Origin of the sequence: Paenibacillus ihbetae, from assembly GCF_002741055.1 — a bacterium.
GTDB classification, from domain to species: Bacteria; Bacillota; Bacilli; order Paenibacillales; family Paenibacillaceae; genus Paenibacillus_AQ; species Paenibacillus_AQ ihbetae.
The window spans coordinates 2,636,429-2,662,213 of sequence record NZ_CP016809.1; the positions used below are offsets into that span (position 1 = coordinate 2,636,429).

Genomic DNA, 25,785 nt, shown 5'->3' on the forward strand with positions numbered 1-25,785 from the left:
GATAAGTTTGAAATCAGGGATCTTTAAAAAGAAGGGAGGCTGCCCTAATGACGCAGCAAGCGCCTGATTCCGTCTTGCATTCAACCGGCGGCACGGCCGCCGCTCCCGCTCCTGCCCTGGAGGTCCGGGGGATTCGCAAGGTGTTCCGCGAGCGGCGCAGTGAAGTGCATGTGCTCGAAGAGCTGTCGCTTAAGGTGCTTCCCGGGGAATTCGTATCCATCATCGGCCCTTCGGGAAGCGGAAAAAGCACGCTCTTTCACATCATCGGCGGATTGATTGCGCCAGATGCCGGCCAAATCCTGATGGAGGGACGGGAGGTCACCGGGGGGAAAGGCCGCATCGCCTACATGCCGCAGCAGCCGGCCTTGTTCCCGTGGCGGACGATTGAGGACAACGTCCTGCTGCCGGAGGAGCTTCGGGGGACCTCAAAGGCTTCCGCCCGTGTCCATGCCCGCACTTGGATGGAACGGGCCGGGCTTGGCGGCTTCGAGCAGGCATATCCGCACACCCTATCGGGGGGTATGCAGCAGCGGGCAGCTTTCCTGCGGGCACTCATGAGCCCGCAGGAGGTCATGTGCCTCGATGAGCCGTTCAGCGCGCTCGATGCGCTGACCCGAAGCGATATGCAGCGCTGGCTGCTCGATATATGGGAGGACACGCGGCGCTCGGTGCTGATGATCACCCATCATATTGAAGAGGCGCTGCTGCTCTCGGACAGCATCTATATTCTGTCCGCCCGGCCCGGCTCGGTTCTGAAACGGGTTGAGGTTCCGTTCGCCCGTCCCCGCCGGGAAGATCTGCTGCTGGATCCGTCCTTCATCGAGCTGAAATCCGAGATTTCAGCCGTACTGCGGCAGGAGCAGCAAAAGCGCAATTGACAAGCACCCGCTGCTTACAGAAAGCTGATTTCTCCGCCTGCTTACAGGATGCTGACTTGCCGTTCTTTGGCTGCTTTTGGCATGCTGCTGGCCAACGTCATCTTTTGATGCTGATCCAGATCATTTTCCTCAGACTGTACAGCCGGCTGCATGCATGAAGCAAGCGGCCGGCTGTTATAGGTTCCGGCACGTAGCCGGATATGTAAAGAATAGCTTCTGTTCATAATCTTCGTATTGATATAACCTGCGTACAGAGCACGACACGCTGGAACGAAGGGGGACTCATATATGGCATCCGGGACATCTTCTATATCATTACCGCTTGAACCGTTCGATCGCGCGGAAAGTCCGCTCATCGATACCCATATCCATCTGGACAGCTATTCGCCCGCCGATCAGGAGAGCATAGCGTCAGCGCTCGGCAAGGGAAAGGTCCGATCGGTCATCACCGTATCCATGGACCTGCCCTCATGCCGACGCAATCTGGAGCTGTCGCGGATCTACGGGGATACCATTAGGCCTGCTTTCGGCTATCATCCGGAGCAGCCTCTCCCTTCCCCGAACGAAACCGAAGAGTTGCTTCGCTGGATGGAGGGCCATGTCAACGACATGGTGGCAGTCGGGGAGGTCGGCCTCCCCTATTATGCAAGACTGGAGGCGGAGTCGGCGGGACATTCGTGGGACAACGCACCCTATATAGAGCTGCTTGAAAAATTCGTCGCCTTTGCGAAGAAGCACGATAAACCGATCATCCTGCACGCCGTGTATGAGGATGCGGACACTGCGTGCGGTCTGCTTGAAGCCTACGGGATCGCCCGCGCCCATTTTCATTGGTTCAAGGGCTCCTGCGATACGTTAAACCGGATGGCCGCAAACGGCTATCATATCTCCTTTACGCCGGATATCCTTTATGAAGAAGAGATCCGCGACATCGCGAGAATGTATCCTCCGCAGCTCGTCATGACCGAGACGGATGGCCCGTGGCCGTTCGAGGGTCCCCTCCAAGGACAGACGACCCGCCCGGAGATGACCGCGCTTGTCGCTGCCGCTTGGGCCCGGCTGCAGGGGATTTCCGAACAGGAGGGGCGCTGGCTGCTGCATCGAAATGCCGCACGACTGTACGGATTATAACAGCGAGCTATATACGATGACCGTAAAGCTGCTTCTCGAGGAGTTCGGCGGCTGATTTCTATCCACGGTTCGTGGAGTTATAGGGAATCTGAATCTATGAATCTTGCGTTTTCGGTAAACTGCTTCAAGTCAATCTTTATGCAATCGGCTTGTCCTCCCGAAGGAAGCGGTTATATTGATTGATCAGCTCGTCCAGCACCGCCGATTGCTCGAGGACCTTGGGATGATTAAAATCGCGATATCGCTGCTTCATCTTATGAAGCTTGTTCCTCTCTCTCTCGATATCAAATTTCATGCCGTCCTTCGTTTTCATGATAAATGCCTCCCTTATGTAATATTTTATACTTTAATGTAAAATTCTAGAATCTCTGGTGTTAGACATCAGGGAGGCATCACATAGACGCTCTAAGCTTGCTGCGATGCGGAGTAATCACCGGCACGGCTTGAAACGTCGCGCCCCTTCATACAAAAAAAGGCCGCCCATGAGCAGATGCTTCTCTGCCCGGACGGCCTCTTTCCTAGTATAAGCGCGGGTTCAATCGTCGGATTTTTAAGCAACGAGGTTTGAACCGCCTCTATAACATTATTTCATGTACTTCTCCTGGTACGCCTTGGTCATCTCTTCTGTAATTTCCGCCATCTTCGGATCATTCTTGATCGTTTCGATCAACTGATCATACGCTTCAATCGGTTCCTTGCCCGTAATGACCATGACCCGCATGTCATCCACTTTCTTGGAGATCTCCGGATAGTATTTATTATACGCCTCCGAATACAGCTCTCCCGAAGGATTCGGCACCTTGACCGTCTTGCGTTCCGTTACGATCTCCACGTTGCGCTGATATACTTCATCCGGCATCCCCACGGCGCTGATCGCCATATCGTCGCTCACCAGATGAATCATATTGTTCAGGTTTCCGTCTCCCGTCTTATCGATCGCCGCTTGCGGCGTCGCCGCCTTCTTGCCGTTCTCTACATTATAATGAACGCCCTCAAGGCCATACGTCAGCATCTCGTTGCCTTCCACGCTGTAGCCGTAGTCAAAGAACTCCAGAATTTTCTTCACCTTGGCTTCAGGAACCTTCTTCGGAATCAGATACACGCCATAATATGGAGAACCTGACGGGGTGTATTTCACTCCATTCGCATTTTCCAGATAAGCCAGCGGCATGAGATCCGCCTTCGGATCCACGTCCCTTACGGCTTTGCCGGTTACCCAGGCATGGTTCATGGACATGCCGCCGACTCCGGCCTTGGCACTGCGCATCGTATCCATAACCTGCGAGAACTTCATGATGGCGAAGTCCTTAGGGAACAGGCCATCGTCATAAGCCTTCTTGATCCATAGCATAGCCTCCCGCGACGCATCCGACGTGATGATCGGAGACAGCGTATTGTCCGGCTCCAGCTTCCAGCCCCCTTGCGTCTCGTTGAAAATATTATAAATATAAGCGAGCGCGCCCGGATTGGCCGCATACGGAATTTCATCCGCCTGGCCGTTCCCGTTCGGGTCCTGCTCCTTAAAGGCCTTCAGCACGTTATAGAACTCGTCAAGCGTCTTTGGCGTTTCGAGGCCCAGCGCATCCAGCCAATCCTTGCGGATCATCGGGAACACGCCGCCGCCGTAGCTCGGATAGTAGCGCGGAATAACCATGTTCTTGCCGTCCACCTTGGTGATCTCCCACATTTCCTTCAGCTCTTCGCGGTTTAAGTTCGGATAATCCTTAAGGAACGGGGTCAAATCCCAGAACACCCCTTGCTTCAGCATTTTTTGCAGCTGCGGGTTCTGCATCATCGATTCAACGAACGTAACCTCCGGTAAGTCGCCGGATGCAAGCATGACGTTAATTTTCTCCTCCGCCGTGGAAGGGGACAGCCAGGTGATGTTCAGCTTCGTGTTGGTTCGCTTCTCCAGCTCCTTCCAGAGGGGGTTCGTGTTATCAATGAATTCAGTCGCATAGTTCAGGGTCTGAATCGTGATGCTTGTCGGCTCCTTGCTATCCTTTCCTCCATCACTGCCGCTGGCTGTGCCTCCAGAGCCGCCGCCGCATGCACCGAGCAGGAGCGAGCTGGCCAAAAGCAGCAGGCTTGCCGTCTTAACAAGCGATTTTCCGGGTTTGTTGTTCATTGTTTTCATAAATGGACCTCCCTTTATAGTTGGATGGGCTTCTGTCTGAACCTGATGGATGATAAATGATGGATGGTGCATCCATGTGTAACCTTATATCGAATCATTCCTTGACGGAGCCCACCATCGCCCCTTTGGCGAAGTGCTTCTGCAGGAATGGGTACACCAGCATGATCGGCACGGTTGCAATAACGACCGCCGCCATCTTCAACGTTTCGGTCGGGACCTGCCGGTTCACTTGGAACGCAAACCCGCCGCCATTGCCTGATCCCATCGTTGTCGGATCAACGAGCATATTTTGCAGCAGCACCTGCAGCGGCCACATCTTCTGGTCGTTAATGAACATCAGCGCGTTAAAGTATGTATTCCAATACCCGACCGCGAAGAATAACCCGAAGGCGACGAGGGCCGGCAAGGACAATGGCAGAATGATGCGCCAGAACACGCCGATATCATTGGAGCCGTCGATCATGGCGGCCTCCTCCAGACTGACCGGAATGCTGTCGAAGAAGCCCTTCATGAGCAGGACATACCATGCACTGGTCAAGCTCGGCAATATGAGCGACCAGATGCTGTCGATCAGTCCCAGATTACGGACGACCAGGTAGAGCGGAACGAGCCCTGGCGTAAAGAGAAAGGTGATCAGCACCATAATCATCATCGCTTTGCGGAACCGCAGGCGCTTACGGGACAACGCATATGCCATCCCGCCCGTAACGAGCAGGCTGAGCAGCGTGCCGATCGTGGCCAGAAATACGCTCACGGATATCGAGCTGACAAATAGTCCGTTCGACAGCAAATGCTTGTATGCATCCAGGGTCCAGACCCGCGGCCATAAAATCAGGCTTCGTTGATAATACTCCACCGGATCCGTAAACGAAAGAATCACGGTATAGTAAATGGGAAATATCGTTGCCAGACCGACGACCAGCAGCAGTCCGTTATTTACGAGGCTAAAGAGCCGCGTCTTCCATCCTTTCTCATGCATGCTTCCATCCTCCTTGTCTTCCTCGATGTTCTAGTACAGGCTTTCCTGGCCGTATCGTCTGGCCAATCGGTTGGCGGTGACGACCATAATGACGCCGACGATCGATTTAAATAATCCGATAGCCGTGCTGTAGCTGAACTCTCCCTGCCGGATCCCCACTCGGTAAACATACGTGTCGAATACTTCGGCCACATGGGTGACAGGCGCATTCATCATCAGGTAAATCTGCTCGAATCCCGTATCGAGGATCGTTCCCAGACGAAGGATGAGCAGGATCATAATCACATTGCGCATGGCGGGCAGCGTAACATGCCACATCCGCCTGAAGCGCCCCGCGCCGTCCATGACGGCCGCTTCATACAGCTGAGGATCAACGCCGGCGATGGCCGCAAGGAAAATAATCGTCCCCCACCCGACCTCTTTCCAAATGGACTGTGCCGTAAGCATGGCCCAGAAGTAATTCGGATCGGAGAGAATATCGACCGTCTCCCAGTTCATGGACATGAACCACTTGTTGAACAAGCCCTCGGACTGCGAGAACATCAGATAAGTCAGGCCATAGATCAGCACCCAGGACAAAAAGTGCGGAATATACACTAGCGATTGAATCGTACGTTTATAAAGGGAGCTCCGAACCTCATTCAGCATCAAAGCTAGTATAATCGGCGCCGGGAAGAAGAAAATCAAGCTCAGAAAGCTAATCGCGAGCGTATTGCGCAGCAGCATCCAGAAATCATTGTTGGAGAAAAAGCGGATGAAATGCTCAAAGCCTACCCAAGGGCTCCCCAGCACCCCGAAGTACGGCGAATACTCCTGGAAGGCAATGACGAGATTTGTAATCGGAATATATTTGAAAATGATAAAAAAGATTAGGCCCGGCAAGGCCAGCACATACAAATATTTATCGCGCGCCATGTCCGCCCACAGCCGTCCCCGCTTCGTTTTGGACTTCCCGGAGGCGGAGGCTTTTTTGCTCGCTCTCCTATTCTTCGGTTCGATCTGAACGGTCTCCAGTTCTTTCATCGATATTCCCTCGCTTTCAGCCTTGTCATCTCGTTTCGATCTGCCGTTCATATGGAACGCATCCTTAATGTAAACGGTTGCAGCATTACCTGCAATTTCACTTTTTTTCCGCATGCCCTTCCCCTCCCCCGAATCGGTGCTGCATCGGCATAAAGCTTGATGAATCAAGCGGTTTGGCATGTCCGTTTCCTGCTCTTGCACTTTTTTTCCTGGGGTTAATTTAGGCAGATACGACCTTTTCACTACACCGCTCATTCGTTATGATAATACTTAATCCGTCCCGGCTTACTTCGGCCAAGCCTTTGATTTCGTTTATAACCAACCAGGGGGTTCACGCAATGAGGGCAAGAAATCTTGAAACCGATTTCAAAGGAATTATGTATTGGAGAAGCATAGCGCTTGCCGTGCTTCTGACATGCCTTCCCATCTCGGCTATCACGGCTGTTTATCTGTACGTGGGCAATCAGCATATGATCAATCAATATCAGCAGCGGAACGAGGAAACTCTGGTCGATGCTGCGAGGCAAGTGGACGAGCAGTTCACCCAGCTGGTCCAATACGCCCTCAATATGGTGGTGAAGCCCCATTTCAAGCCTTCCTTGTCCGATATGGACTTCGTATCGAATATCGAGGAGACGGACGAGCTGTTCAATACGTTAAACCTGGTGGAGAATGCCGACCCTCTTGTAGACCAGGTATACCTCTATATCAAAAAGCAAAACAAAATCATGGAGCCTGATCTCGGTCTCCGATCGCTGGATCGTGAGAAGGATGCGGCCAGCTTCAAGGGCCTGATGGACGGGGATGCCGATATGTTCTGGGTACATGATCTTGAGCGTCCTTTCAATAAAGGCGGCTCCACCCATGCGCTCGTGATGAGGCTTCCGTTTAACGGCCATACGCCGTACGGGGCCATCGTCATTTACATTGACCCGTCGAAGCTGCACGTTATCCGAAATAGCGAGAACGTATCCTTCCTTCTGGATGACCAGGGCCATGTGATCGGGGAATCCGGGATGAGCAGCCAAATGCCGGAGGCGATGCAAGCAATCCGGGAGCAGCTGATGCTGCGCGGGAGCGAAGGCGCCCAGACCTCCAATCAGCTGCGGATGCAGGTTCGGATCCCTCAGGATGTATTGCTTGTAAATACCGTTCAATTTGAAAAGATGCAGCAGCAATGGACCTATGTATCCGGTACGCCTCAATCGGCAATCATCGCGCCGACAAAGCCGTATACGCATATCATTCTGATCTGCTTTGCCTTTGCGCTTGCGGCTTCCTTGGCAATAAGCTGGTATGCCTCCAAGAGCATGTACCGTCCGATCCGGAAGATGCTCCATATGATCGGCGGCGATAAAGCCAAGCCTGGCGCAAGGTATAACGAGCTCGATTACATAGAGAATGAGTGGAAGCAGTACCGGTTCTCCCATTCCACGCTGCAGAGCCAGTGGAGCCAATCGCTGCCGGCGATTCGCGAGGCTTATATCAATCAGTTCCTGAGCGGACAGGCGGCTCATCTGTCCGAGAGCGAATATGCGGCAAAGCTGCAGGAAATGGAGCTCGATATTACCGGTAAACAGTTTGCCGCCATCGTCCTTCAGCAGCATACGCACGGCGAAGACCGGATTCCGTTAACGGAAAATGACCAGCATCTCCTTACCTACGCCGCACTGAATGTCATTCGAGAGCTGGCGGAGGATTTGAAGGCCTACGTCCACCCGATCAACTTCTTCGACGGCTCCTTCGGCGTCATCCTGATCGTTCCGGCCTCCTCCAATCCAAACGACGGCCGCGCCGACATTAAATCATTGTGCGATCAGATCATGCGCGCCTTGCGGGATACGCTGCGCATGACGGGAACCCTTGTGCTAGGAGGGCCGAGCCGGAAATGGACCGATGTCCCCCATCTGTTGGAGCAGGCCAAGCGGGCGCTGCATTACCGCTCCTTCGATGCCGGCAGTCAGGTGCTTGAGGCCGAAACGGTGCTGTCCCAGAAAAATGACTGGGTCGACTTTCCGCTGGAGCTGGAGCAGGAGTTTATTCACGCCTTGAATCTGGGGCTGGGCGACAATGCGCGGCGCTCCCTAAGCCGGTTCGTCACGGCCCTTCAGGCGGGAGGCGGCTCGGAGTGGCATGTCCATCATGGGCTGATGAGGCTGCTGACCAGCGTTCACCGCTCCATGCTGCAGGCCGGGCTGAATCCTTACCAGGTATACGACTTCTCCAATCTGCAGGAGCAGCTGTCCCTGCTCCGCGATTCCAGAGCCTGCGTGGACTGGTTCCAAAGGGAGATCATCGAGCCCTATCTCGATCAGCTGACGAAGAATTTCAACAGCTCCATGAAATCTCTGGTCGAACACGTGCTTGAGCAAATCGAGCAGAACGGGATGCAGGATCTGTCCCTGGATACGATCGCCATGGAAGCCGGCGTCAGCGTATCTCAGCTGAGCAAGGCGTTTAAACAGATGACGGGCACCAATTATATGGACTATCTGACAACCGTGCGCATGAACCGCTGTAAAGAGCTGCTGCTTACGACCGACCTGCGGATTCATGAAATCGCGGAGGCCGCAGGGTATCAGCCCTCCTACTTCAATCGGATGTTCAAGAAGCTTGAAGGCGTAACGCCCGGCCAATACCGCCAGCAAGGCTCCGCCGATTAGGCCGGCAATGATGCAAGGAAGTCCGCTTTCGTCGTCCGGAGAGATCGAAAAGCCGCAGGTTGGCTGCAACAGCAATCCACCTGCGGCTTGATTTCGTCTTGATAAATAGGTTTTTCCTATTCGATATTGGAAGGACAAGCGGACGAAAACTCCCTTTAGTAGAAATCCGGGCTCCTCGCGGCTGTATCGTCCAGTTATGCCTGGCCCTCGTAATGCCGCCTGCCTACCGCTTCATGAAGCCCTTCCCCTCCAGGAATTCCTTCATATGGAGTCTCACCGGCTCAGCGAGCCGCTTGCCCATCTGCTCCGACCAAGGCGTACGATTCTTGCCGTTCGTTCGCTTGGACAGGTAATCGGCGGAAATTTGATCATATCGCTTCGCTTCCTCAATCGCCGCCCGGTCGTAGCTTTCCCGGTGCAGCACCGCTTCCACCGGAAGCCGCGGGCGAAGGCCCGGCTGCTGGTCCGGATGGCCGAGACACATGCCGAATACGGGATAGACCAGCTCCGGCAAATCGAGCATTTCCGCAAATTCGGCAATCCTGTTGCGGATCCCGCCGATATATACGATGCCGAGGCCAAGCGATTCCGCGGCAACGGCGGCATTCTGTGCAGAGAGCGCGGCGTCTACCGTCGCGACGATGAAGTTTTCGGTCGAATCCTCATACGTCGGCTGGTCGCCAACATGCGGCTCTGTTATTTTTTTCAGCCGGTACAGGTCCGCGCACCATATGAGAAATACCGGACATTCTACAATGTACGCCTGATTCCCCGCTAGTTCCGCCAATGTCCTCTTCTTCTCCGAATCGGTAATCGCGATAATGCTGTAAGCCTGGACATTGCTGGAGGTGGATGCCATCTGCCCGGCCGCCACAATCGTCTTCAGCTGCTCCTCCGTCACAGGCTCGTCCGTAAACTTCCGGATCGATCGATGATTCATCAGCAGGGACAACGTATCGTTCATCATCTATTCTCACTCCTTGGCTTTTGAAGTATGAGGTATTTCGCCCTCCCGGCGAATGCTCCGCGTGTGCATAATTACTGCCTGCCTCTCATCGGCATTCACCGCCAATATACAGTGCAATGCAAGAGCGCTTGCTCGCCCGGGAAGACTTGCCATGCAAAGTTGTACCAAAAGTCATTATCCCCTTGCGTGGTACTTTCAATCTATTATGTAACTTTGGACTTGGAGCCGCAAGCTTCCGCGCCCCGCCAGCATATGAAAGGAAGCAGCGCAAAAAAACCGGCCCGCCAGTTGAGACAGCAGCCGGTTTCTCTATTCAGCCCGAAGCTAACAGCCTCCGGTTGTTCCACTATCCTTCACTTAAGATACAACGTCGTATCCCTGATCTTCGATGGCTTCCTTCAGCGCCTCAAGGCTTACCTTGGAATCATCATATTCAATGCTTACCGTGCCCGATGCAAGATCTACGGTGCCCGAAGCTCCGGCATTCTTCAACGCGCCTTCAACCGAGTTTACGCAGTGGTTGCAGGACATGCCTTCTACGGTTAACGTCACTTGTTTCATGATGCTCCTCCTCCTATCGATCGTTTCATCCTACACATCTTCACTGTACTATACCCCCGGTAGGTATGTAAAGTCCATGATTACGCATGCTTCCGCGGGAAAAAACACGAAAAAAGTAGGAAGATTTATCCTTTAATTTTGCTATAATGAAAACAATCTCAGCGATTTAATTGCAATTCGAACAATTTCGGACAACATTTCAGCGGTATCCTCGAAATTTTTTCCACAAAATTTGAATATTGTTGCAGGAATTACCAATCCGTTGTCGAACTCTCTTATTACGGACGTAATGAATGATGAAAGTAGGAATTCGATCATGGTATTTGACGGTATTATATTAGGAATACTTGTCGGACTGATTCGGGGCGGTTTCCGTCACGGACTGCAGCAATTCAGCAAGATTCGCCTGAAGGGCGGCCTTATATTCCCGATCCTCCTGATTGTGCAGCTGCTCATATTCCGCTTTCAAGAGAATATCGGTTGGTTGGCAGACGCGAGCGGATATATATTTATGCTTATCTACGTTGCGGGCATGATCTTCCTATGGATGAACCGGGATCAGAAGGGCTTCGGCAGCATACTGGCAGGCGTGTTCCTTAACTTCCTCGTCATGGCCGTCAACGGCGGCAGAATGCCGGTGTCGATGAGCGCCGCATCCGTACTGGATCCTGTTTATGTGGACATGCTCATGGATGCAACGGCAACAACCAAGCATTATCTCATGGATGCATCTACGCGTCTTGCATTCCTTGGTGATATCATTCCATTATCTCCGCCGTATCCGAGAACGCAGGTTATCAGCATCGGCGATATTATCATGAATATCGGGATATTCATCTACATCGTCCATCTCATGACTTCCGGTAAGAATGCCGCCGTTAAGAACATTATGCGCAAGCAAGGCAAGACTGAACATGTGGAACCGCAAAATTAATCATACATCATACTACCTGGAAAGGAGGGAGAACTATGAAGAAAACTGATAAAATCAAGTATTCCCGCATCGTGCTGAATGCGATCATCGTTGCTTCCGTCGTTGTCGCTCTGACTTCCGGTTACAGATTGGGATAATAAAAATCTCACAAGGAAACAGGCTGGAAATTTCAGCCTGTTTTTTTACATCTTTTTCGTTGTTTTGCTCTGTAATATATCTTAAAATGTGTAGAAAACAACATGCTTTATTGAGGAGAAACCATTATGTCCATATTCAAGCGCCCTCAGATCTCCAGAGAGCTATCAGGACAGCTGTACTTTGTGTTAATTTCGCTGATGGGCTGTTTAACCTTTATGATCGTACATCAAGGAGAATTTTTAAATTACGCTCCTTCGCAGTGGGTATGGGTTTATGCCATGTTAGGGGCCGCCCTAATATTGAATTATTTCACCTTCCAGCTCCCTCCTGAAGGCAACTTGCAATCAATGGATTCCTCCGTTTATTTGGCGTGCATATTTATCTATGGTGCTCCGTTCGCCCTTTCCGTCATCCTGTTTAACACGCTCGCAATCGCTCTCTATGACAGGAAGGTGCCGTTCTGGAAGCATTTTGTCAACTTCTCCATCTACACGCTCATGATCGTCGGCTCCTCTTTGGTGTTCAAAGCCGCCGGAGGGCAGACAGGTCCTATTCTTAACAATCATTTCGGCGCTTATCTGGCAGCCCTTCTCATATATTTCATCATTAATGTGCTTCTGCTTGGATTCTACTACTATTTACTATACAGAGGCTCTTTATATGATATTCTCAAATCCTTTATCAGGGATACGCTGCTGGTCTACTTGAGCACACTGATCCTTTCCCTGGTGCTATCCGTTCTGATCGTACATAACGGCGTCTTCGGACTCACGCTGTTCATCGGGCTCAGCGTCATGCTCTCGTACTCCTTTAAGCAGCTGTTCCTGATGTATAACGAGGTGCAGGAGAAAGCGATCAAGGACCAGCGGACAGGCCTGTATAACCACAGTTATTTCGAGAGCCTGCTGGAAGACGAAATCAAAAAAGCCAAGGCCAGTCAGTCTCCCTTGTCTTTGGCGATGATCGATATTGATGACTTCAAGAAATATAATGATCAGTTCGGACATTTGAAGGGCGACATGCTGCTCGGCTTTCTCGGAAATTACCTGAAGGTCGAGGCCAAGGCGGCCGGAGTTGTGGCGTCCCGCTTCGGCGGCGAGGAGTTTACGCTTCTTATGCCGGGGTATGACGAGAGCAAAGCCAAGGTATTCATCAACAGGCTCCGCAAGAAATTGAATGATACCTATTTCGACGGCGTGGAAATCTTCCCGTCCGGCTGCCTCTCCTTCTCGTCCGGGATCGCTCCTTACCGAATCGATATCCACGATAAATCGCAGTTGGTCGAGCAGGCGGATCAGGCGCTGTATTACGCCAAGAAACAGGGCAAGAACAATGTCCATGTGTACGGAAGCGGCGAGAAGAAGGAATTCGAGATCGACTTTGCGGAGGATGCGCGGGATATCGAGCAGCAGCTGAAGCTGTTTCTCTATAAGGATGTGGATACGTTCAAGCACTCGAAACGGGTATTCCGCTATGCGATGGATATGAGCGAGGTGCTCGGCCTCGACAGCGTCGAACGGCGCAATTTCGTGCTCGGAGCGCTCATCCACGATATCGGTAAGCTCGAAATTCCATGGGGAATCCTCAATAAACGGGACAAGCTTACAGCTAGTGAATGGGAAACCGTGAAACGGCATGTCAGCTGGGGCAAGCGCATCGCCGAAACGAACGAGAAATTCAAGGAGCTTGTTCCGTATATCGAGCTGCATCACGAACGGTATGACGGCGGCGGTTACCCGCACGGGTTCAAGGGCAGCCAAATTCCGAAGCTGTGCCGGATGCTTACCATTATCGATTCCTTCGATGCGATGACGACGGAACGGCCCTATCAAAAAACCAAAACGTTCGAGGAGGGTATTGACGAACTTCGCCGCTGCGCCGGGACGCAATTCGATCCTGATCTTGTTGAACTGTTCATCCAGTACATCCTGGACAAGATCGCGGGACAGCAGCAGCCCGCTGCAGGTCTGGAAACCAATTAGCATAATGGACGGACAATCGGTCTCTGCAGCCTGATTCTCCCTGATTTGATGTTTGATATGCCTTGAAAAATGGTAAAAGGTAGTATCCCAACAAATAATGAGGTGAGTTTCATGGCTGATCGCAAAAAGGAGCTTCCGCTTGATCACGGTCCGGGCCATAAGGATCATCCCGAGCAATATCCGACGGAAGAGGAAAGCTTGTTCGACAAGTTCGAAAGCGAGCGTCATGTCGACCCGATTCCGATGGAGGATGCTGCAATGGAGCGGCGGGAGGAGAAACAGCGGGACGGCACCTCCAAGGATCAATCCTCCAGTCCAGGCAAGTATCACAGCGGCTTTTAGGCGGTAAACGAACCTTCCATCCTCCCCCTCCCTCCCTTAACATGCGGGCTCCGTTCTGACGGAGCCTTTTTATTTCCGCCTTTTTTCTTTAATATAGAGGAGGATAGATTATTGGCAAACGCCCTAGAGATTATAAAAGAGTGGAGTTGGACCTGTTGTTTTCCATCTGGACATTGAACCGCCTGCAGCGGAGGATGCTGCTGTCACTGATCGGAGCCGTTCTGGCCCTTTCATGCCTGCTGGTGATAGCCGGCGGCCACGAAGCCTCTCAAGGCATTACGGCCGTCATCGAACAGAAATATATCGAAAGCGCGGCCATGATCAGCGATCCGGGGCCAGCCCCCGAAGAGGCTTCGGGCGTCATGCCCGGCGTACCGCTTATGATGTCAGGACTGATCGGGCTGCTCGGAAGCATGGATGCGGCGCTGATCATTTATCAGCTTCTCCAGTGCATCTTCCATGCGTTCTCTGTCTATCTGGTGTTCGTACTGTCACGGTATATGTTTAATCCGCGGATCGCTTTTCTGTGCTGCTTCATCTATGCCCTATTCTGGCCGGCCTACGGGGCCGTACGGCTGATCCTGCCGGATACGACGATGCAGATGCTGATGCTGCTTCTCGTCTGCGCCGTCATCGGTGCGCTCGAGCTGAAGCAGGCCGGCTGGTATGCCGCTGCCGGGGCCCTTACGGCGATAATGGCCTGCTACAATCTCCAAGCGCTGCTGTATCCGCTCTTATTCATTCCGTTCTGGATCAAATACCGCAGCCCGGCCAGCATCATTGCCGGCGGAACCCTGCTCATTATGGCCGGTTATTTGCTGATCCTGTCGCCGTGGTGGCTTAACATCCCCCTCTTCAATCGGCTGGCGACATACCTGCCGGGCCCTTGGAATCTGGTCTCCCTATGGCTGGACTCCAGATACATCGAGGGCAACCCGCTGGTGCATCTGTACCGGAGCATATTCGAAGGCCGCACCTCCAAATATGCCGCCGCACTCGGCAACGAAGAGGCACGCAGGGTCGTGCAGTCCGCCCTTGACGCAGTCCGGCTGGTGCTTCTCTACGCCGGGGTCAGCGGCGTAATCTGGTCGGTATGGAAATACCGGCTGAAGCGGCAGCTTCCCGTGCTGCTCACGCTGCTGTACTTCATTACGGCGGAGTGGCTTGTCCCAAGCCTCGACGGCACCGGCTTCCCGTATGCGGTGTTCCTGCTGCTGTATGTCGGTTTTCTGGCGGACAAAGCCATTATATACGCGCATAAGACCCGCCTGCTGCGGTCGTAAAACAGACGCCGGATGCCGGATGGTCCGCCAGGCTCGTTCCCCGCCCGCCTTCCTGCAGGGATGGATCTATATATTTCAAATTCAGCCTGAATGCACAGAGGATGATCGGCAAGTGCATTCAGGCTTTTTTATGTGCAGGGCCGCAATTCCTCTTACATTTTCTTCTAAAAGCGTCATTTTCTCGATAACTTTTTGTCCGCTTTGAACGTCTATTAAGATAAAGGCAATTTGACGAATACCCGTCAAAGAGGATGGTCTACTATGAAATTACAACGAACATCCATGATGCTCCTCGGCATTGCTGCTGCCTGCGTGCTTATCGTCAGCCTGATTCTTTACTTTGGCGATCGCCCGAATCCTGCAGAGCTGCGAGGACGTGAAACTGTGGATACTGCTTCCGGACAGCCGCTGGTTCAGATCGGGCCCGTTTACATTACGGAGGCTGATCTCACCCGATATAAAGAGCATTTACAGCTTACTTCGGCAACCCCGGCTGATGACCCCACGCTTGTGAAAGAGCTTGTCATCGACCAGCTGATGCTGCATTTGGCGGATGAACAAGGGCTGACCGCAACCCGTGAGGAAGGGATTCGGGAGGCTGAGCGGATGCGGAAGACATTACAGGAGCAGCCCGCCGAAGTGCAGAAGCAGCATGCTGCATTTATCGATGAGCTGAAGGTTAGCGAGGAAACCTACTGGGAGGATTACGCTGCCCCGGTGTATCAGGAGCAATTATCCAGAGAGAAATTGGTGAGCTCGCTTGTCGCCAAGCAGAAGGAGGACGGACGGGACGTGGTTGCCACCGGACATGCGCTTCGAAACGAGCTGCTGGAAGCCGCCTTGAAGGATGGTACGGTGAAAGTGCTGGATCCGGACATGCAGTGGTAACACCTATCATTTGGCGGAGAACGCCCTACCCTTACTGCAGTTCGTTTTCCGAAGCCAACTGCTCCATCCGCTGCTTTCTCTCCCGCTCTTCTCTCGCTTTGCGATCCCGCTCCATTGCTTCCGCGATATAATCGCGAGGCTTAAGCTTGCCATTCATATTCAACAGTATGGCAATAATGACTAGCTGCAGAATGACGATAATAGCCAGCACAGCACCACCCCCTAACGATAAAGTATGGTTCACCCAAAGCTGCCCCTAATATATAAAACACCTTGGTCTTACGGTTGGTTTGACGCTTTGCCAGATTTCCGCGAATCCGGTAAACTGGATAGGCATGTTTTTTAACTCCGATTGCCTGAATCGGACCCCAAATATCGGATGACGAAATGATTGGTGAAGCTTATGACAACCTCAACCGTTAGCATACCTTTTTATAAACGCCCGTTCGGCACGAACCGCTTGGATGTTCCCTTGGCAAAGCTGGCCTCCTTGGAAAACAGCCGGGATCTGGTGGCCCACGATGCGCCGGACGCGGCTTTTTTTCGCGGATTGGAATCGCAGGGCCTGTATTTAAACCGCGCCCAAATCCAAGCCGTACGGCATACGCAGGGCCCGCTGCTTACCCTTGCCGGAGCAGGCTCCGGCAAGACGTCCGTGCTGGTCAGCCGCACCGGCTACCTGATCGCCTGCCGCAGGGCCGACCCGTCCTCCATCCTGCTCGTTACGTTCTCATCCAAGGCCGCGGCCGAGATGAAGGAGCGCATCATGGCCCTTCCCGGGCTCAGAGCCGGAGAAGCGGCCAAAGTGACGGCAAGAACGTTCCACTCCTTTTTCCTGTACCTGCTCCGAACGCGAGGATATCGTCAGGAAATTTTGGGAAACGCCAGGCATCAGCAATTCATCATCAAGCGCATACTCCGGGAAATGGGACTGCAGGACCGCTACGAGGCAGAAACGCTGCTCTCGCTATGGTCCGCTTACCGGATGAACATGACCGGAATGAATGAGCTGCCCGGCAGCACGCCGGCGGAAGTGGAGCAGCGGGAAATCTTCGCCCGTTACGAGGAGTGGAAGGTGGCGCACGACCAGATGGATTTTGACGATATCCTGGTACTGTCGCATCGCCTGCTTACAACCGAGCCGGCATTGCTGGCATCGCTGCAAAGACGCTACCGGTATGTCATGGTCGATGAATTTCAAGACACCGGGCTGCTCCCGTACGAGCTTCTGAAGCTAATCGTCGCCCCGCATCGCAACCTCATGGTGGTCGGCGATGATGATCAGACAATCTACGGCTTCAACGGTGCCCGAAACGAATTTATTCTCGAATTCGACCAAACGTACCCCGATGCCAAAATCATCACCCTGGACATCAATTACCGCTCCCTCTCCTCGATCGTCGGGCTCGGCAACGAAATTATCCGGGTCAACCAGCGGCGCCGTCCCAAGCTGCTGCGATCCACCCGCAAGAGCGGCAGCGTGCCGCTGTACTTGCGACCCGGCGACCCTGATCAGGAAGCAGAGCTGCTGCTGAACCATATTACGGAAGAGGTCCGGGAGCGCGGCAGGTCCTATCGGGACTATGCGGTCTTATATCGGACCGCCAGCAACAGCAGAGCCATTTTCGAACAGCTTGTGATGCGGGATATTCCGTTCATTCATTATGAAAATGGCGAGCTGTTCTACGAGCAATGGGTCGTGAAGCCGGTAATGGACCATCTGCGCCTGTCGCTGGACCGCCGCAATTTTCATGCTATGGAGGGAGTGCTCCATACCTTGTATGTGAACCGGGACAAAGGCATGGCCTTTATCCGGGAGAAGGATGCGCCCCGTCCCAAAAAGGGACCTCTTGCCCACCTGCTGAGCTATCCCGGCCTGAAAGACTTTCAGGTCGAGCAAATCCGGGAACGCTCCAAGCTGATTAAAGGGCTGCAGGCCATGGAGCCGGTATCGGCCATTCAAGAGATCCGGCGGCGCTTCTATGACAAGTTCCTGGAGGCGGATGAGCGGCAGGAGCTGACGCTGCATAAGGAGCTGATTCAGGAAGGGCTTGATGAGCTGGAGGCCTCAGCCAAGCGGTTCAAAGAGGTTTCCGAGTTCGTCGGATTCGTGGACCGTCTCATTGACATCCATCGGGAGATGGCGGCAATGAAGCGGGACGAGGAAGCGGATGCGATCCGGCTGATGACGATTCATAAATCGAAGGGGCTTGAATTCCCTTCGGTTTGCCTGATCGGGGCAAGCGAAGGCATTCTGCCCCATTCCTCTTCGCTCCTCGCCGAGCATTTGGACGATCACCACCCGTTGTCGGACAAGGAAGACAAAGCATTGGATGCGCTGGAGGAGGAGCGCCGGCTGGCATACGTTGCGATCACCAGAGCCCGGGATGAGCTCATCATAAGCTCGCCGGCTTACTATCGCGGGCGTAAAACCGACGTGTCCCGCTTCTTCCGGGACGTCTTCCTTACCGAGGAGCAGCGCGAACAAGCGCGCGGAAAAGCCTCGGAAGCGGCCGCCCCCCGGAGAACCCGCGGGATCGGCTTAGAGACAGCCCGCAGGCCGGTCGCTTCGGGACGGCCCGGGTCATCGCGAACGGCTGGCGGCGCCAGCTCCGCCGGAGCATCACGGGAGCGGAAGCCGATTACGGTAACCGTTCCCGTCACGGGTAGCCCTGAGCGCCGAGAGCCCAAGCCGCCCGTTGAAATGGAAACCGTCAACGTATGGCTGTGCACGGGAGCGGGCTGCAAGGGCTGGCAGCGGATCCAGCCTGCCGGGCAAGCTCCTGTCCGCGGCTCCCGGGGTTCTGAGGGCAAGGCGTGCCCGCTATGCCAAGCGCCGATGAAGCAGGGCCGCAAGGAGGTGCCTGTCCAGAAGCGGGCGCGACGGTCGTAATTGCGAGCATCACGGCGGCGAATCGAACCTAGGAAGCCGTAAGGGGCAATGTGCCCACCCCCGAAAAAGTCCTGACGCCATTTGCATTCGATCCATCCCTATATTCAAAGGAGAGCCAAAAGAGCCTCCTCTCTCGCATGCTGGGATACGAGAGAGGAGGCTCTTTGGTTTGATTATCCGGCATATTCATGCCCTCATGTCCGTGACGCCTTAGATCATTTATAATCGCAGCACATGTTCGCTTCCCCCTGCTTACGGACGGGGCGCCGACGTGGAATCGCGCTCAATCAGCGTCGTAGGAAGCAGAAGCTCCATGTACGGGGCTTCCGGCTGCTCCATCCGCCAGAACAGCTGCCGGATCGCGGTCTGGCCGAACAGCGCTAGATCGACGGCCATTGTGGTCGTCTTCGGCGTAGCGAGCCTGGACAGCTGCCCGTTATCGAAGCTGACGATGGATATATCCGCCGGAACCTGATACCCCATGTTCTGAACGGTCGAATTCACGATGAAGCCGAGACCGTCATTGACGCAGAACCAAGCGGTCGGCTGTTCCCCCATCGCCCGGATTCGCTTCTCCATGAACTCCGGGTCCTCCAGTGCGTCCGAAACGACCCATTCCGGGTTCACGGCCAGCCCCAGCTCATGGTGGGCAAGATGAAAGCCCTCCAGCCGCTCGTAATAACTCGGCGAAAAGGAGGTGTTCCCGATAAAGCCCATTCGGGAATGCCCCAGCTCACACAGGTACTTCACGGCCCGGTATGCACTGAAGCGGTTGTTGGTCAAAATGGCGTCCGCATGCACGTCGGGATGATGATGATCGATCAGCACCGTAGGAATGCCGGTGTCCACCAGCTTATTCATATAGTCGGTGCTCAAGTGGGAGAGGATGAGGATCCCGTCGACTTCCCGCTGTTCAATGAAGGCCGGCAGCGTCTCCTCGTCCATCATTTGCTGGGATATCGATTGAATCTGCAAGCTTTTGCCCCTCTTCTGCACCTCCTTCTCGATCGTCAAGTAGATTTCCCCGAAGAAACCTCTCATGGAAAAGGCAAAGTCCGTCGCAACAAGCGCAATGCTGCCGGTTCCTCCCGCCTGTTCCGCCTGATCGGCGCTCCGCTTCCGGTTCCCCGTGTATACGTAACCCAGCTCATCCGCCGTCCGGAAAATCAGCTTGCGCGTTTCCTCGCTTACGCCCGCCTTGCCGGACAGGGCCTGGGAAACCGAATTCTTCGAGATGTTCAACCGGTCTGCGATATCCTGCATCGTAATTTTTGGCTTCGTCAAGGATAACGTTCCTTTCTCTTACATGAAGAATAATAGTAGCATCGCATCGAAATATTGGATTCTCATCATACTATACCGAAAACCGATAGAGATTTGAAAGATTCTCCATAAACATTACAGTTAATATTGTAACGTTATTAGTTTATATTGTAAATTTATAGTCATTCTACACCTTTCGTCACCCAATAGACGAAATCCGATAATTTTCATAATCATAGCGTTGACAAACTGGGTTTGTATCCATAATAATGTGGTTATAGCGCTTACAGTCAAGTCATTTATTGGATTTTGTAACGTTACAATTAGAATTACATGCAATTCCCCGTTTAAAAGTCATACGTAATTAGGAGGATGCGTCAACATGAGGAAAAAGAGAATCGCCATGCTTCTCGCCTTGACGCTGGTATGCGGCACTATGCTCACCGCTTGCGGAGGCGGCGGGAAAGCTGCTGACGGGACGACCACCGTAGAGTTCTGGGCCGCACCGAACCCGCCGCAGCAGGCCTTCTGGCAGGAGATGGCCAAGGAATACGAGAGCGTTACGCCGGGCGTGAAGATCAACGTCAGCCCGATCAAGGAATCGCCAAGCTCGGAAGCCAGCATCCAGGCAGCCATCGCAGGCGGCAATGCGCCGACGGTAGCCGAAAACATCAATCGCGGCTTCGCGGCCCAGCTGTCGAACAGCAAAGCGCTCATTCCTCTTGACGAGCTGCCCCAATTCCAAGAGATCGTCAGCTCCCGCAACATGAAGGGGACGATCAAGCCATGGGTATTCGCCGACGGTCACCAGTACGTGCTGCCGATCTATTCCAATCCGATGCTGATCGGATGGCGCACCGACCTGCTCCGCGAAATCGGCTACAACGAGCCGCCCCGTACGTACGGCGAGATTTTGGATGCCACGAGCAAGCTGAAGGAGAAGCATCCGGATAAATTCATGTGGACGAAAGGCGCCGACCTGGCGGATCCGACCGCATGGAAGCGCTGGTTCGACTTCTTCCTGCTGTACAATGCGGCCTCGGACGGCAACAAGTTCGTCGAGGGAACCAGCCTGGTTGCGGATGACAAAGCCGGCGTCGAAGTGCTGAGCTTCGTCGATAAGCTTCGCCAAGCGGGCGGCATTCTGTCCCAGAACGCAACGGACCCGTTCGAGACCGGAGCCGGCGTATTCACCGATATCGGCCCTTGGACCTTCGATATGTGGAAGACGAAGTATCCGGAGCTTAAGTACGGCGAGAATTATGAATTGACGCTGCCTCCTGTTCCGGAGGGCATGGACCCTGCGGATGCGAAGACTTATGCGGACGCCAAGGGCCTCGTCATCTTCCGGGGCGCACCGGAAGCATCCCGGCAGGCAGCCGCCGAGTTCCTGAAATGGGTGTATTCCAAGGAAGAGCATGACGTGAAATGGTTCGAGCAGACCAATCTGCCGCCAGCACGCGATGATTTGACGGAGCTGGAAGGCTTCAAGCAGATCCTCGCGGAGAAGCCGGAGCTTGCTCCTTACGCCGAAGCGGTGTCCAAGGGCGTGCCGGCAATGGACAATCCGAAGTTTAACGAGATTCAGACGCTGATCGGCCAAGAGGCCTTCAATAAAATCATCCGCGGTGAAATCGATCCGCAGACCGGGTGGGATAACATGAAGAAAGCGATTGAAGGTGAGCTTCAATCATGATCGATAAGCGAAATGATAAATTGGGCTGGATATTCTCCAGCCCCTACCTTATTTTCGGACTGGTGTTCTTCCTGGGGCCGCTCGTGTGGTCCCTCTACCTGTCCTTCACGGATTGGGATCTCATTGCCCCGGAATATGATTATGTAGGGCTAGACAACTTCCTGAAAGCCATGGCAACGCCTGGGGTACAGGCGGCCTTCTGGGTGACCTACAAATTCATGATCATCTTCGTTCCACTGGTCACGGCCATGTCGCTGGCCGTCGCCGTCGTCATCCAAGGCTTGCCCCGGTTCAAAAGCGTATACCTGATCGGGTTCTTCCTGCCGTATCTGTCCTCGGGGGTCGTCGCATCGCTGATCGTGCAAGGCTTCCTGTCCTACAACAGTCCGGTCAACGAATTTCTGAGAGGGACATTCGGCATTCAGATCGACTGGCTCGGCTCCCCTCTCTCGGCGCTGTTTATCGTCGGTTTGATTTTGGCCTGGAAATTTACGGGCTACTATGCGCTGATCCTGACTTCGGGACTGGAGAGCATCGATAAGGAAGTCTATGAGGCCGCGGCCATTGACGGCGTCACGGACCGGCAACGCTTTTGGAAAATTACGCTGCCGCTCCTGTATCCTGCCCTCTATACGACGCTTATTCTCTCGTTTGGCGTTACCTTCGGCATCTTCACGGAAGTGTACCAGCTAACGGGCGGCGGTCCGAACTTCGCGACGAACACCTGGCAGATGGAAATTTTCAATCAAGCCTTTACGAATCTGCAAGCGGGATATGCTTCGGCGATCGCCATTCTGGCATCTCTGGTAACGTTCATCTCCATCTTCGCAATTCGCAAAGTGCTGGAAATGTGGGGGAAACGCAATGGTTGGGTCTAATAAAAACAACAAGCGGCGTCTTGCGGTCCGTTATGTCTTGGCAACCCTGCTGCTCCTGGTCATGGTCTATCCGTATCTGTACATGGTGCTCAATTCGTTTGCCGATTGGTCGCAGGTGGACCGGCAGCTGGTTCCGAGCAAATATTCGCTTCAATCCTATGAATGGCTGCTGACCGGCGGCGAGGTCGGCATTGCCCGGCCGTGGACGAACGCATTCCTGAACAGCGTTATCGTGTCCATCGCCTCCACCTTCCTGATGATGCTCTTCGGGATCATGGTGGCTTATGCCCTGTCCAAGATGAAGTTCCGGGGCCGGGACACCGTGAACAACTTCGTGCTCTTTCATATGTTCTTCCCGGCCATCATCCTGCTGATCCCCAACTTTCTGATTATTCAGAAGCTGGGGCTGTACGACACGTATTGGGCGATGATCATACCGAAGGCGGTCAGCCTGTGGGCCATCTTCATGTACACGAATTTCTTCAAGGCGATCCCTGACGCGTTCATCGAGGCAGCCAAGCTGGACGGCGCTTCAGACTTTAAAATTTTGTATAAAATTATGGTACCGATGTCCAAATCCATTACCGCGGTCATCTTCCTGTTCCTGCTGATGGAACGGTGGACGGAGCTGCTCTGGGATATGATCGTGGCGCGCAGCGACGACATGCTGACGCTGAACGTGCTCCTGTCCCAGATGTTCGGGCCGTACGGCAGCTATCCCGGCCCGCTGTATGCGGCATCCGTGCTGCTCACGGTGCCGATCATCATCCTGTTCATCATGTTCGGCAAGAAGTTCAAGGAAGGCATGCAGTTCAGCCTGAAATAAGGCCACTTGCTGAGGCCGGGCCCATCATTTACGTTTACTGACCCAAGGAGGCATACTGGATTGACTATGAACCGTTCAACCATAAAAACATGCGAGATTCTGCTTCGCGAATACCAGAATAAGCCGAGAGCCGTCAATAACCCGGTGAAGCTGTCATTCACCGGCGTCGGCGGCAAGGATGTGTATAACATCACGGCGCCGTTCACGCTTGGCGGGAAGACCATCCTCGCCGGCCGGGTGGAATCCCGGGACAGCGAGCGTTCGGAAATCCGCTTCTTTACCGAGCGCCCGGACAGCAGCTGGGCGCCTCTAAGCGGCGCTCCCGTCTTTACCCTGCAGGATCCGTTCTTCACCTTCATTCAAGGGGAGCTGATCCTCGGCGGGGTCGAGGTCTTCCCGCACCCCCACAAGGCGGATGCCCCGCTGTGGCGGACGGTATTGTACAAGGGAAAAACGCTCCATGAGCTGACCCCGTTCTTCACGGGCCCCGACGCCATGAAGGATCTGCGCATCGCCGAGCTGCCGGGCGGGGAGATCGCGGTCTTTACCCGGCCGCAAGGAGCGAAGGGCGGCCGGGGCAAAATCGGGTACGCCGTCGCCTCCTCGCTGCGCGACCTGACCATAGAGCTGGTCAACGAGGCACCGCTGCTTGCGGATCAGTTCATTGACGCGGAATGGGGAGGTGCCAACGAGCTGCACCTGCTCAAGAACGGCCGGATCGGCGTGCTCGGACACGTCGCCTGCTTCGATGACGCCGGGGACCGGCACTACTACCCGATGGTGTTCGCGCTCGACCCGGCTACGGGTGAGCATTCCGACATGGCCCTAATCGCAGTCCGGGCCGATTTCCTGCCGGGCGAAGCCAAGCGTCCCGATCTCGCCGATGTCGTGTTTAGCGGCGGGCTCATGCGCAAGCCCGACGGAACGGCAGACCTCTACGCGGGAATCAGCGATGCCGAGGCGCAGCGAATCACCATGCCCGATCCTTTTCTGCGATTTGAGTCCTGATGCCGCTGCTTGTTACTTGTTATTTTGATTGCTGAGCTTGATGATCGTTCTCCAATGATCATTGCACGATGATCGTATGCTTGATGATCATTGCGGATCGATGCTTAAACCTGGAAGTTATTCAGCTTCTTAATTATAAATCTGCTTAATGATTGGGGTTGCAGCTATGAAAATATATCGATACGAGGAGAACCCTCTGATCACACCGGCCGACGTAAAGCCGTACCACGAGGGCTTTGAGGTCATCGGCGCCTTCAATGCGGGCGTTGCCGAATATAACGGCGAAGTGCTGCTGCTGCTGCGCGTTGCGGAGCGGCCGGTGAGCAGCGATCCGCGCATCGTGAAGGCCCCCGTATTCAACGCCCGAACCCGGGATCTCGATATCCTGGAATTCCGTACGGACGATGAACGCTATGATTTCTCCGATCCCCGCGTCATCCGCAACGTCCGTCAAAGCGCATCCTTCGAATATTTGACCTCCCTGTCCTATATTCGACTGGCGCGGAGCAAGGACGGCCATCGCTTTACGATCGAGGATCAGCCCCTGGTGTACCCGGCCCAATGCTTAGAGACGTTCGGCATCGAGGATCCGCGGGTTACGCAGATTGGGGACACCTACTATATATACTTCTCCGCCGTCTCCCCTGTCGGGATCGGAGAATCGATGGTGTCCACCAAGGACTTTGTCACCTTCACCCATCACGGCATGATTTTCGGGCCGGACAACAAGGATGTGCTGATCTTCCCTGAGAAGATCGGCGGCAAATACTATGCGCTTCATCGTCCGACCACCAAAAGCACCGGCAATCCGGAAATGTGGATCGCTGAATCCGACAATCTTGTGTATTGGGGCAACCACAAGCATCTTGCCGGACTCCGCGAAGGCATGTGGGACAGCGGCCGCATCGGCGGCGGGGCCGTACCCATCCGTACGGAGAAGGGCTGGCTCGAGCTCTACCACGGCGCCACCAAGGAACACCGTTATTGCATGGGTGCGCTGCTGCTGGATCTGAACGACCCGTCGAAAGTGATTGCCCGCTCGAGCCGGCCGATTATGGAGCCTGAAGCAGACTATGAGAAGAACGGATTTTTCGGCGATGTTGTGTTCTCCTGCGGCGCCCTTGTCCACGGTGACGTTGTGAAGATGTATTACGGCGTTGCCGATACGTCGATGGCTTGCGCCGAGCTGAGCCTTAGCGAGATTTTGGACAGCCTTGCCTATGAGTAATGCGCCCGCTCATGAGTAACTCGCCGGACGACTGATGCGCATGAAGCCGGGACCCGCTGAATCTGGGGTCTCGGCTATTTTTCCCGG

General features: G+C 54.1%; 22 protein-coding genes. 14 read left to right on the forward strand and 8 right to left on the reverse strand.

Going from position 1 to position 25,785, the window contains the following annotated elements:
• Positions 1-47: 47 nt before the first annotated feature.
• Positions 48-878 (forward strand): ABC transporter ATP-binding protein, encoded by an 831-nt coding sequence (locus tag BBD41_RS11835; RefSeq protein ID WP_099477711.1) that lies wholly within the window; start codon positions 48-50, stop codon positions 876-878.
• Positions 879-1,166: 288 nt separating this feature from the next.
• Positions 1,167-2,009 carry a TatD family hydrolase gene (locus BBD41_RS11845; RefSeq protein ID WP_099477712.1) on the forward strand — a complete coding sequence of 281 codons (843 nt, stop codon included), beginning with the start codon at positions 1,167-1,169 and terminating at the stop codon, positions 2,007-2,009.
• Between the two features lie 136 nt (positions 2,010-2,145).
• Here BBD41_RS11845 and BBD41_RS11850 read toward each other — a convergent pair whose 3' ends face one another.
• The 4 genes from BBD41_RS11850 to BBD41_RS11865 all read right to left on the reverse strand — a co-directional run bounded on the left by BBD41_RS11850 (position 2,146) and on the right by BBD41_RS11865 (position 6,148).
• On the reverse strand, positions 2,146-2,322 hold the full coding sequence (locus BBD41_RS11850; RefSeq protein WP_028404736.1) for an aspartyl-phosphate phosphatase Spo0E family protein: 177 nt from the start codon (positions 2,320-2,322) through the stop codon (positions 2,146-2,148).
• Between the two features lie 270 nt (positions 2,323-2,592).
• Positions 2,593-4,146, reverse strand: a complete 1,554-nt coding sequence (locus BBD41_RS11855) for an extracellular solute-binding protein (RefSeq protein WP_099477713.1) — start codon at positions 4,144-4,146, stop codon at positions 2,593-2,595.
• A 94-nt stretch (positions 4,147-4,240) separates the two neighbouring features.
• A complete protein-coding gene (locus tag BBD41_RS11860; protein ID WP_077570023.1) occupies positions 4,241-5,125 on the reverse strand; it encodes a carbohydrate ABC transporter permease in 885 nt (294 codons plus the stop codon).
• A 30-nt stretch (positions 5,126-5,155) separates the two neighbouring features.
• Positions 5,156-6,148 carry an ABC transporter permease gene (locus BBD41_RS11865; RefSeq protein ID WP_099480577.1) on the reverse strand — a complete coding sequence of 331 codons (993 nt, stop codon included), beginning with the start codon at positions 6,146-6,148 and terminating at the stop codon, positions 5,156-5,158.
• 338 nt (positions 6,149-6,486) lie between these two features.
• Between BBD41_RS11865 and BBD41_RS11870 the strand changes: the two genes are divergently transcribed.
• Complete coding sequence (locus BBD41_RS11870) at positions 6,487-8,811, forward strand: helix-turn-helix domain-containing protein (protein WP_099477714.1); 2,325 nt, start codon at positions 6,487-6,489, stop codon at positions 8,809-8,811.
• A 223-nt stretch (positions 8,812-9,034) separates the two neighbouring features.
• Here the strand turns inward: BBD41_RS11870 and nfsA are convergent, their stop codons facing one another.
• Both nfsA and BBD41_RS11880 read right to left on the reverse strand, forming a co-directional pair.
• Positions 9,035-9,775 carry an oxygen-insensitive NADPH nitroreductase gene (gene nfsA, locus BBD41_RS11875; RefSeq protein ID WP_099480580.1) on the reverse strand — a complete coding sequence of 247 codons (741 nt, stop codon included), beginning with the start codon at positions 9,773-9,775 and terminating at the stop codon, positions 9,035-9,037.
• A gap of 360 nt (positions 9,776-10,135) precedes the next feature.
• On the reverse strand, positions 10,136-10,339 hold the full coding sequence (locus BBD41_RS11880) for a cation transporter (RefSeq protein WP_077570026.1): 204 nt from the start codon (positions 10,337-10,339) through the stop codon (positions 10,136-10,138).
• Positions 10,340-10,655: 316 nt separating this feature from the next.
• On the opposite strand from BBD41_RS11880, the gene BBD41_RS11885 reads away from it, so the two are divergent.
• From BBD41_RS11885 to BBD41_RS11905, 5 genes are all read left to right on the forward strand, one after another.
• Complete coding sequence (locus tag BBD41_RS11885; protein ID WP_099477715.1) at positions 10,656-11,273, forward strand: DUF5317 domain-containing protein; 618 nt, start codon at positions 10,656-10,658, stop codon at positions 11,271-11,273.
• A 263-nt stretch (positions 11,274-11,536) separates the two neighbouring features.
• Positions 11,537-13,393, forward strand: a complete 1,857-nt coding sequence (locus BBD41_RS11890) for a bifunctional diguanylate cyclase/phosphohydrolase (protein WP_077570028.1) — start codon at positions 11,537-11,539, stop codon at positions 13,391-13,393.
• 111 nt (positions 13,394-13,504) lie between these two features.
• A complete protein-coding gene (locus tag BBD41_RS11895; protein WP_077570030.1) occupies positions 13,505-13,735 on the forward strand; it encodes a hypothetical protein in 231 nt (76 codons plus the stop codon).
• Between the two features lie 155 nt (positions 13,736-13,890).
• Complete coding sequence (locus BBD41_RS11900; RefSeq protein ID WP_077570031.1) at positions 13,891-15,018, forward strand: ArnT family glycosyltransferase; 1,128 nt, start codon at positions 13,891-13,893, stop codon at positions 15,016-15,018.
• 261 nt (positions 15,019-15,279) lie between these two features.
• On the forward strand, positions 15,280-15,906 hold the full coding sequence (locus tag BBD41_RS11905; protein ID WP_099477716.1) for a hypothetical protein: 627 nt from the start codon (positions 15,280-15,282) through the stop codon (positions 15,904-15,906).
• A gap of 31 nt (positions 15,907-15,937) precedes the next feature.
• Here BBD41_RS11905 and BBD41_RS11910 read toward each other — a convergent pair whose 3' ends face one another.
• Complete coding sequence (locus BBD41_RS11910) at positions 15,938-16,150, reverse strand: hypothetical protein (protein ID WP_237087062.1); 213 nt, start codon at positions 16,148-16,150, stop codon at positions 15,938-15,940.
• Positions 16,151-16,309: 159 nt separating this feature from the next.
• Here BBD41_RS11910 and BBD41_RS11915 point away from each other — a divergent pair, with 159 nt between their 5' ends.
• Positions 16,310-18,799: a UvrD-helicase domain-containing protein gene (locus BBD41_RS11915; RefSeq protein WP_099480582.1), complete on the forward strand. Its 2,490-nt coding sequence runs from the start codon at positions 16,310-16,312 to the stop codon at positions 18,797-18,799.
• 252 nt (positions 18,800-19,051) lie between these two features.
• On the opposite strand, the gene BBD41_RS11920 is transcribed toward BBD41_RS11915, so the two are convergent.
• Positions 19,052-20,083, reverse strand: a complete 1,032-nt coding sequence (locus BBD41_RS11920; protein ID WP_223260658.1) for a substrate-binding domain-containing protein — start codon at positions 20,081-20,083, stop codon at positions 19,052-19,054.
• A gap of 361 nt (positions 20,084-20,444) precedes the next feature.
• Between BBD41_RS11920 and BBD41_RS11925 the strand changes: the two genes are divergently transcribed.
• The 5 genes from BBD41_RS11925 (at position 20,445) to BBD41_RS11945 (ending at position 25,698) form a co-directional block, all read left to right on the forward strand.
• Positions 20,445-21,758, forward strand: a complete 1,314-nt coding sequence (locus BBD41_RS11925) for an ABC transporter substrate-binding protein (RefSeq protein ID WP_099477718.1) — start codon at positions 20,445-20,447, stop codon at positions 21,756-21,758.
• Positions 21,758-22,636: a carbohydrate ABC transporter permease gene (locus BBD41_RS11930; RefSeq protein WP_237087103.1), complete on the forward strand. Its 879-nt coding sequence runs from the start codon at positions 21,758-21,760 to the stop codon at positions 22,634-22,636. Before BBD41_RS11925 ends, BBD41_RS11930 begins: the two co-directional genes overlap by 1 nt.
• A complete protein-coding gene (locus BBD41_RS11935) occupies positions 22,623-23,462 on the forward strand; it encodes a carbohydrate ABC transporter permease (RefSeq protein ID WP_099477720.1) in 840 nt (279 codons plus the stop codon). The genes BBD41_RS11930 and BBD41_RS11935 overlap by 14 nt, the downstream gene beginning before the upstream one ends.
• A gap of 60 nt (positions 23,463-23,522) precedes the next feature.
• Positions 23,523-24,470: an MTP-1 family protein gene (locus tag BBD41_RS11940; RefSeq protein WP_099477721.1), complete on the forward strand. Its 948-nt coding sequence runs from the start codon at positions 23,523-23,525 to the stop codon at positions 24,468-24,470.
• Positions 24,471-24,636: 166 nt separating this feature from the next.
• Positions 24,637-25,698: a BtaManbiosPhlase gene (locus tag BBD41_RS11945; RefSeq protein ID WP_099477722.1), complete on the forward strand. Its 1,062-nt coding sequence runs from the start codon at positions 24,637-24,639 to the stop codon at positions 25,696-25,698.
• The last annotated feature ends 87 nt before the right edge of the window (positions 25,699-25,785 follow it).

Excerpts from the sequence above, each read along its gene's own strand:
- BBD41_RS11835 (WP_099477711.1), top strand. The coding sequence starts at position 48 with ATGACGCAGCAAGCGCCTGATTCCGTCTTGCATTCAACCGGCGGCACG.
- BBD41_RS11845 (WP_099477712.1), top strand. The coding sequence starts at position 1,167 with ATGGCATCCGGGACATCTTCTATATCATTACCGCTTGAACCGTTCGAT.
- BBD41_RS11850 (WP_028404736.1), bottom strand. The coding sequence starts at position 2,322 with ATGAAAACGAAGGACGGCATGAAATTTGATATCGAGAGAGAGAGGAAC.
- BBD41_RS11855 (WP_099477713.1), bottom strand. The coding sequence starts at position 4,146 with ATGAAAACAATGAACAACAAACCCGGAAAATCGCTTGTTAAGACGGCA.
- BBD41_RS11860 (WP_077570023.1), bottom strand. The coding sequence starts at position 5,125 with ATGCATGAGAAAGGATGGAAGACGCGGCTCTTTAGCCTCGTAAATAAC.
- BBD41_RS11865 (WP_099480577.1), bottom strand. The coding sequence starts at position 6,148 with ATGAAAGAACTGGAGACCGTTCAGATCGAACCGAAGAATAGGAGAGCG.
- BBD41_RS11870 (WP_099477714.1), top strand. The coding sequence starts at position 6,487 with ATGAGGGCAAGAAATCTTGAAACCGATTTCAAAGGAATTATGTATTGG.
- nfsA (WP_099480580.1), bottom strand. The coding sequence starts at position 9,775 with ATGAACGATACGTTGTCCCTGCTGATGAATCATCGATCGATCCGGAAG.
- BBD41_RS11880 (WP_077570026.1), bottom strand. The coding sequence starts at position 10,339 with ATGAAACAAGTGACGTTAACCGTAGAAGGCATGTCCTGCAACCACTGC.
- BBD41_RS11885 (WP_099477715.1), top strand. The coding sequence starts at position 10,656 with ATGGTATTTGACGGTATTATATTAGGAATACTTGTCGGACTGATTCGG.
- BBD41_RS11890 (WP_077570028.1), top strand. The coding sequence starts at position 11,537 with ATGTCCATATTCAAGCGCCCTCAGATCTCCAGAGAGCTATCAGGACAG.
- BBD41_RS11895 (WP_077570030.1), top strand. The coding sequence starts at position 13,505 with ATGGCTGATCGCAAAAAGGAGCTTCCGCTTGATCACGGTCCGGGCCAT.
- BBD41_RS11905 (WP_099477716.1), top strand. The coding sequence starts at position 15,280 with ATGAAATTACAACGAACATCCATGATGCTCCTCGGCATTGCTGCTGCC.
- BBD41_RS11915 (WP_099480582.1), top strand. The coding sequence starts at position 16,310 with ATGACAACCTCAACCGTTAGCATACCTTTTTATAAACGCCCGTTCGGC.
- BBD41_RS11925 (WP_099477718.1), top strand. The coding sequence starts at position 20,445 with ATGAGGAAAAAGAGAATCGCCATGCTTCTCGCCTTGACGCTGGTATGC.
- BBD41_RS11935 (WP_099477720.1), top strand. The coding sequence starts at position 22,623 with ATGGTTGGGTCTAATAAAAACAACAAGCGGCGTCTTGCGGTCCGTTAT.
- BBD41_RS11945 (WP_099477722.1), top strand. The coding sequence starts at position 24,637 with ATGAAAATATATCGATACGAGGAGAACCCTCTGATCACACCGGCCGAC.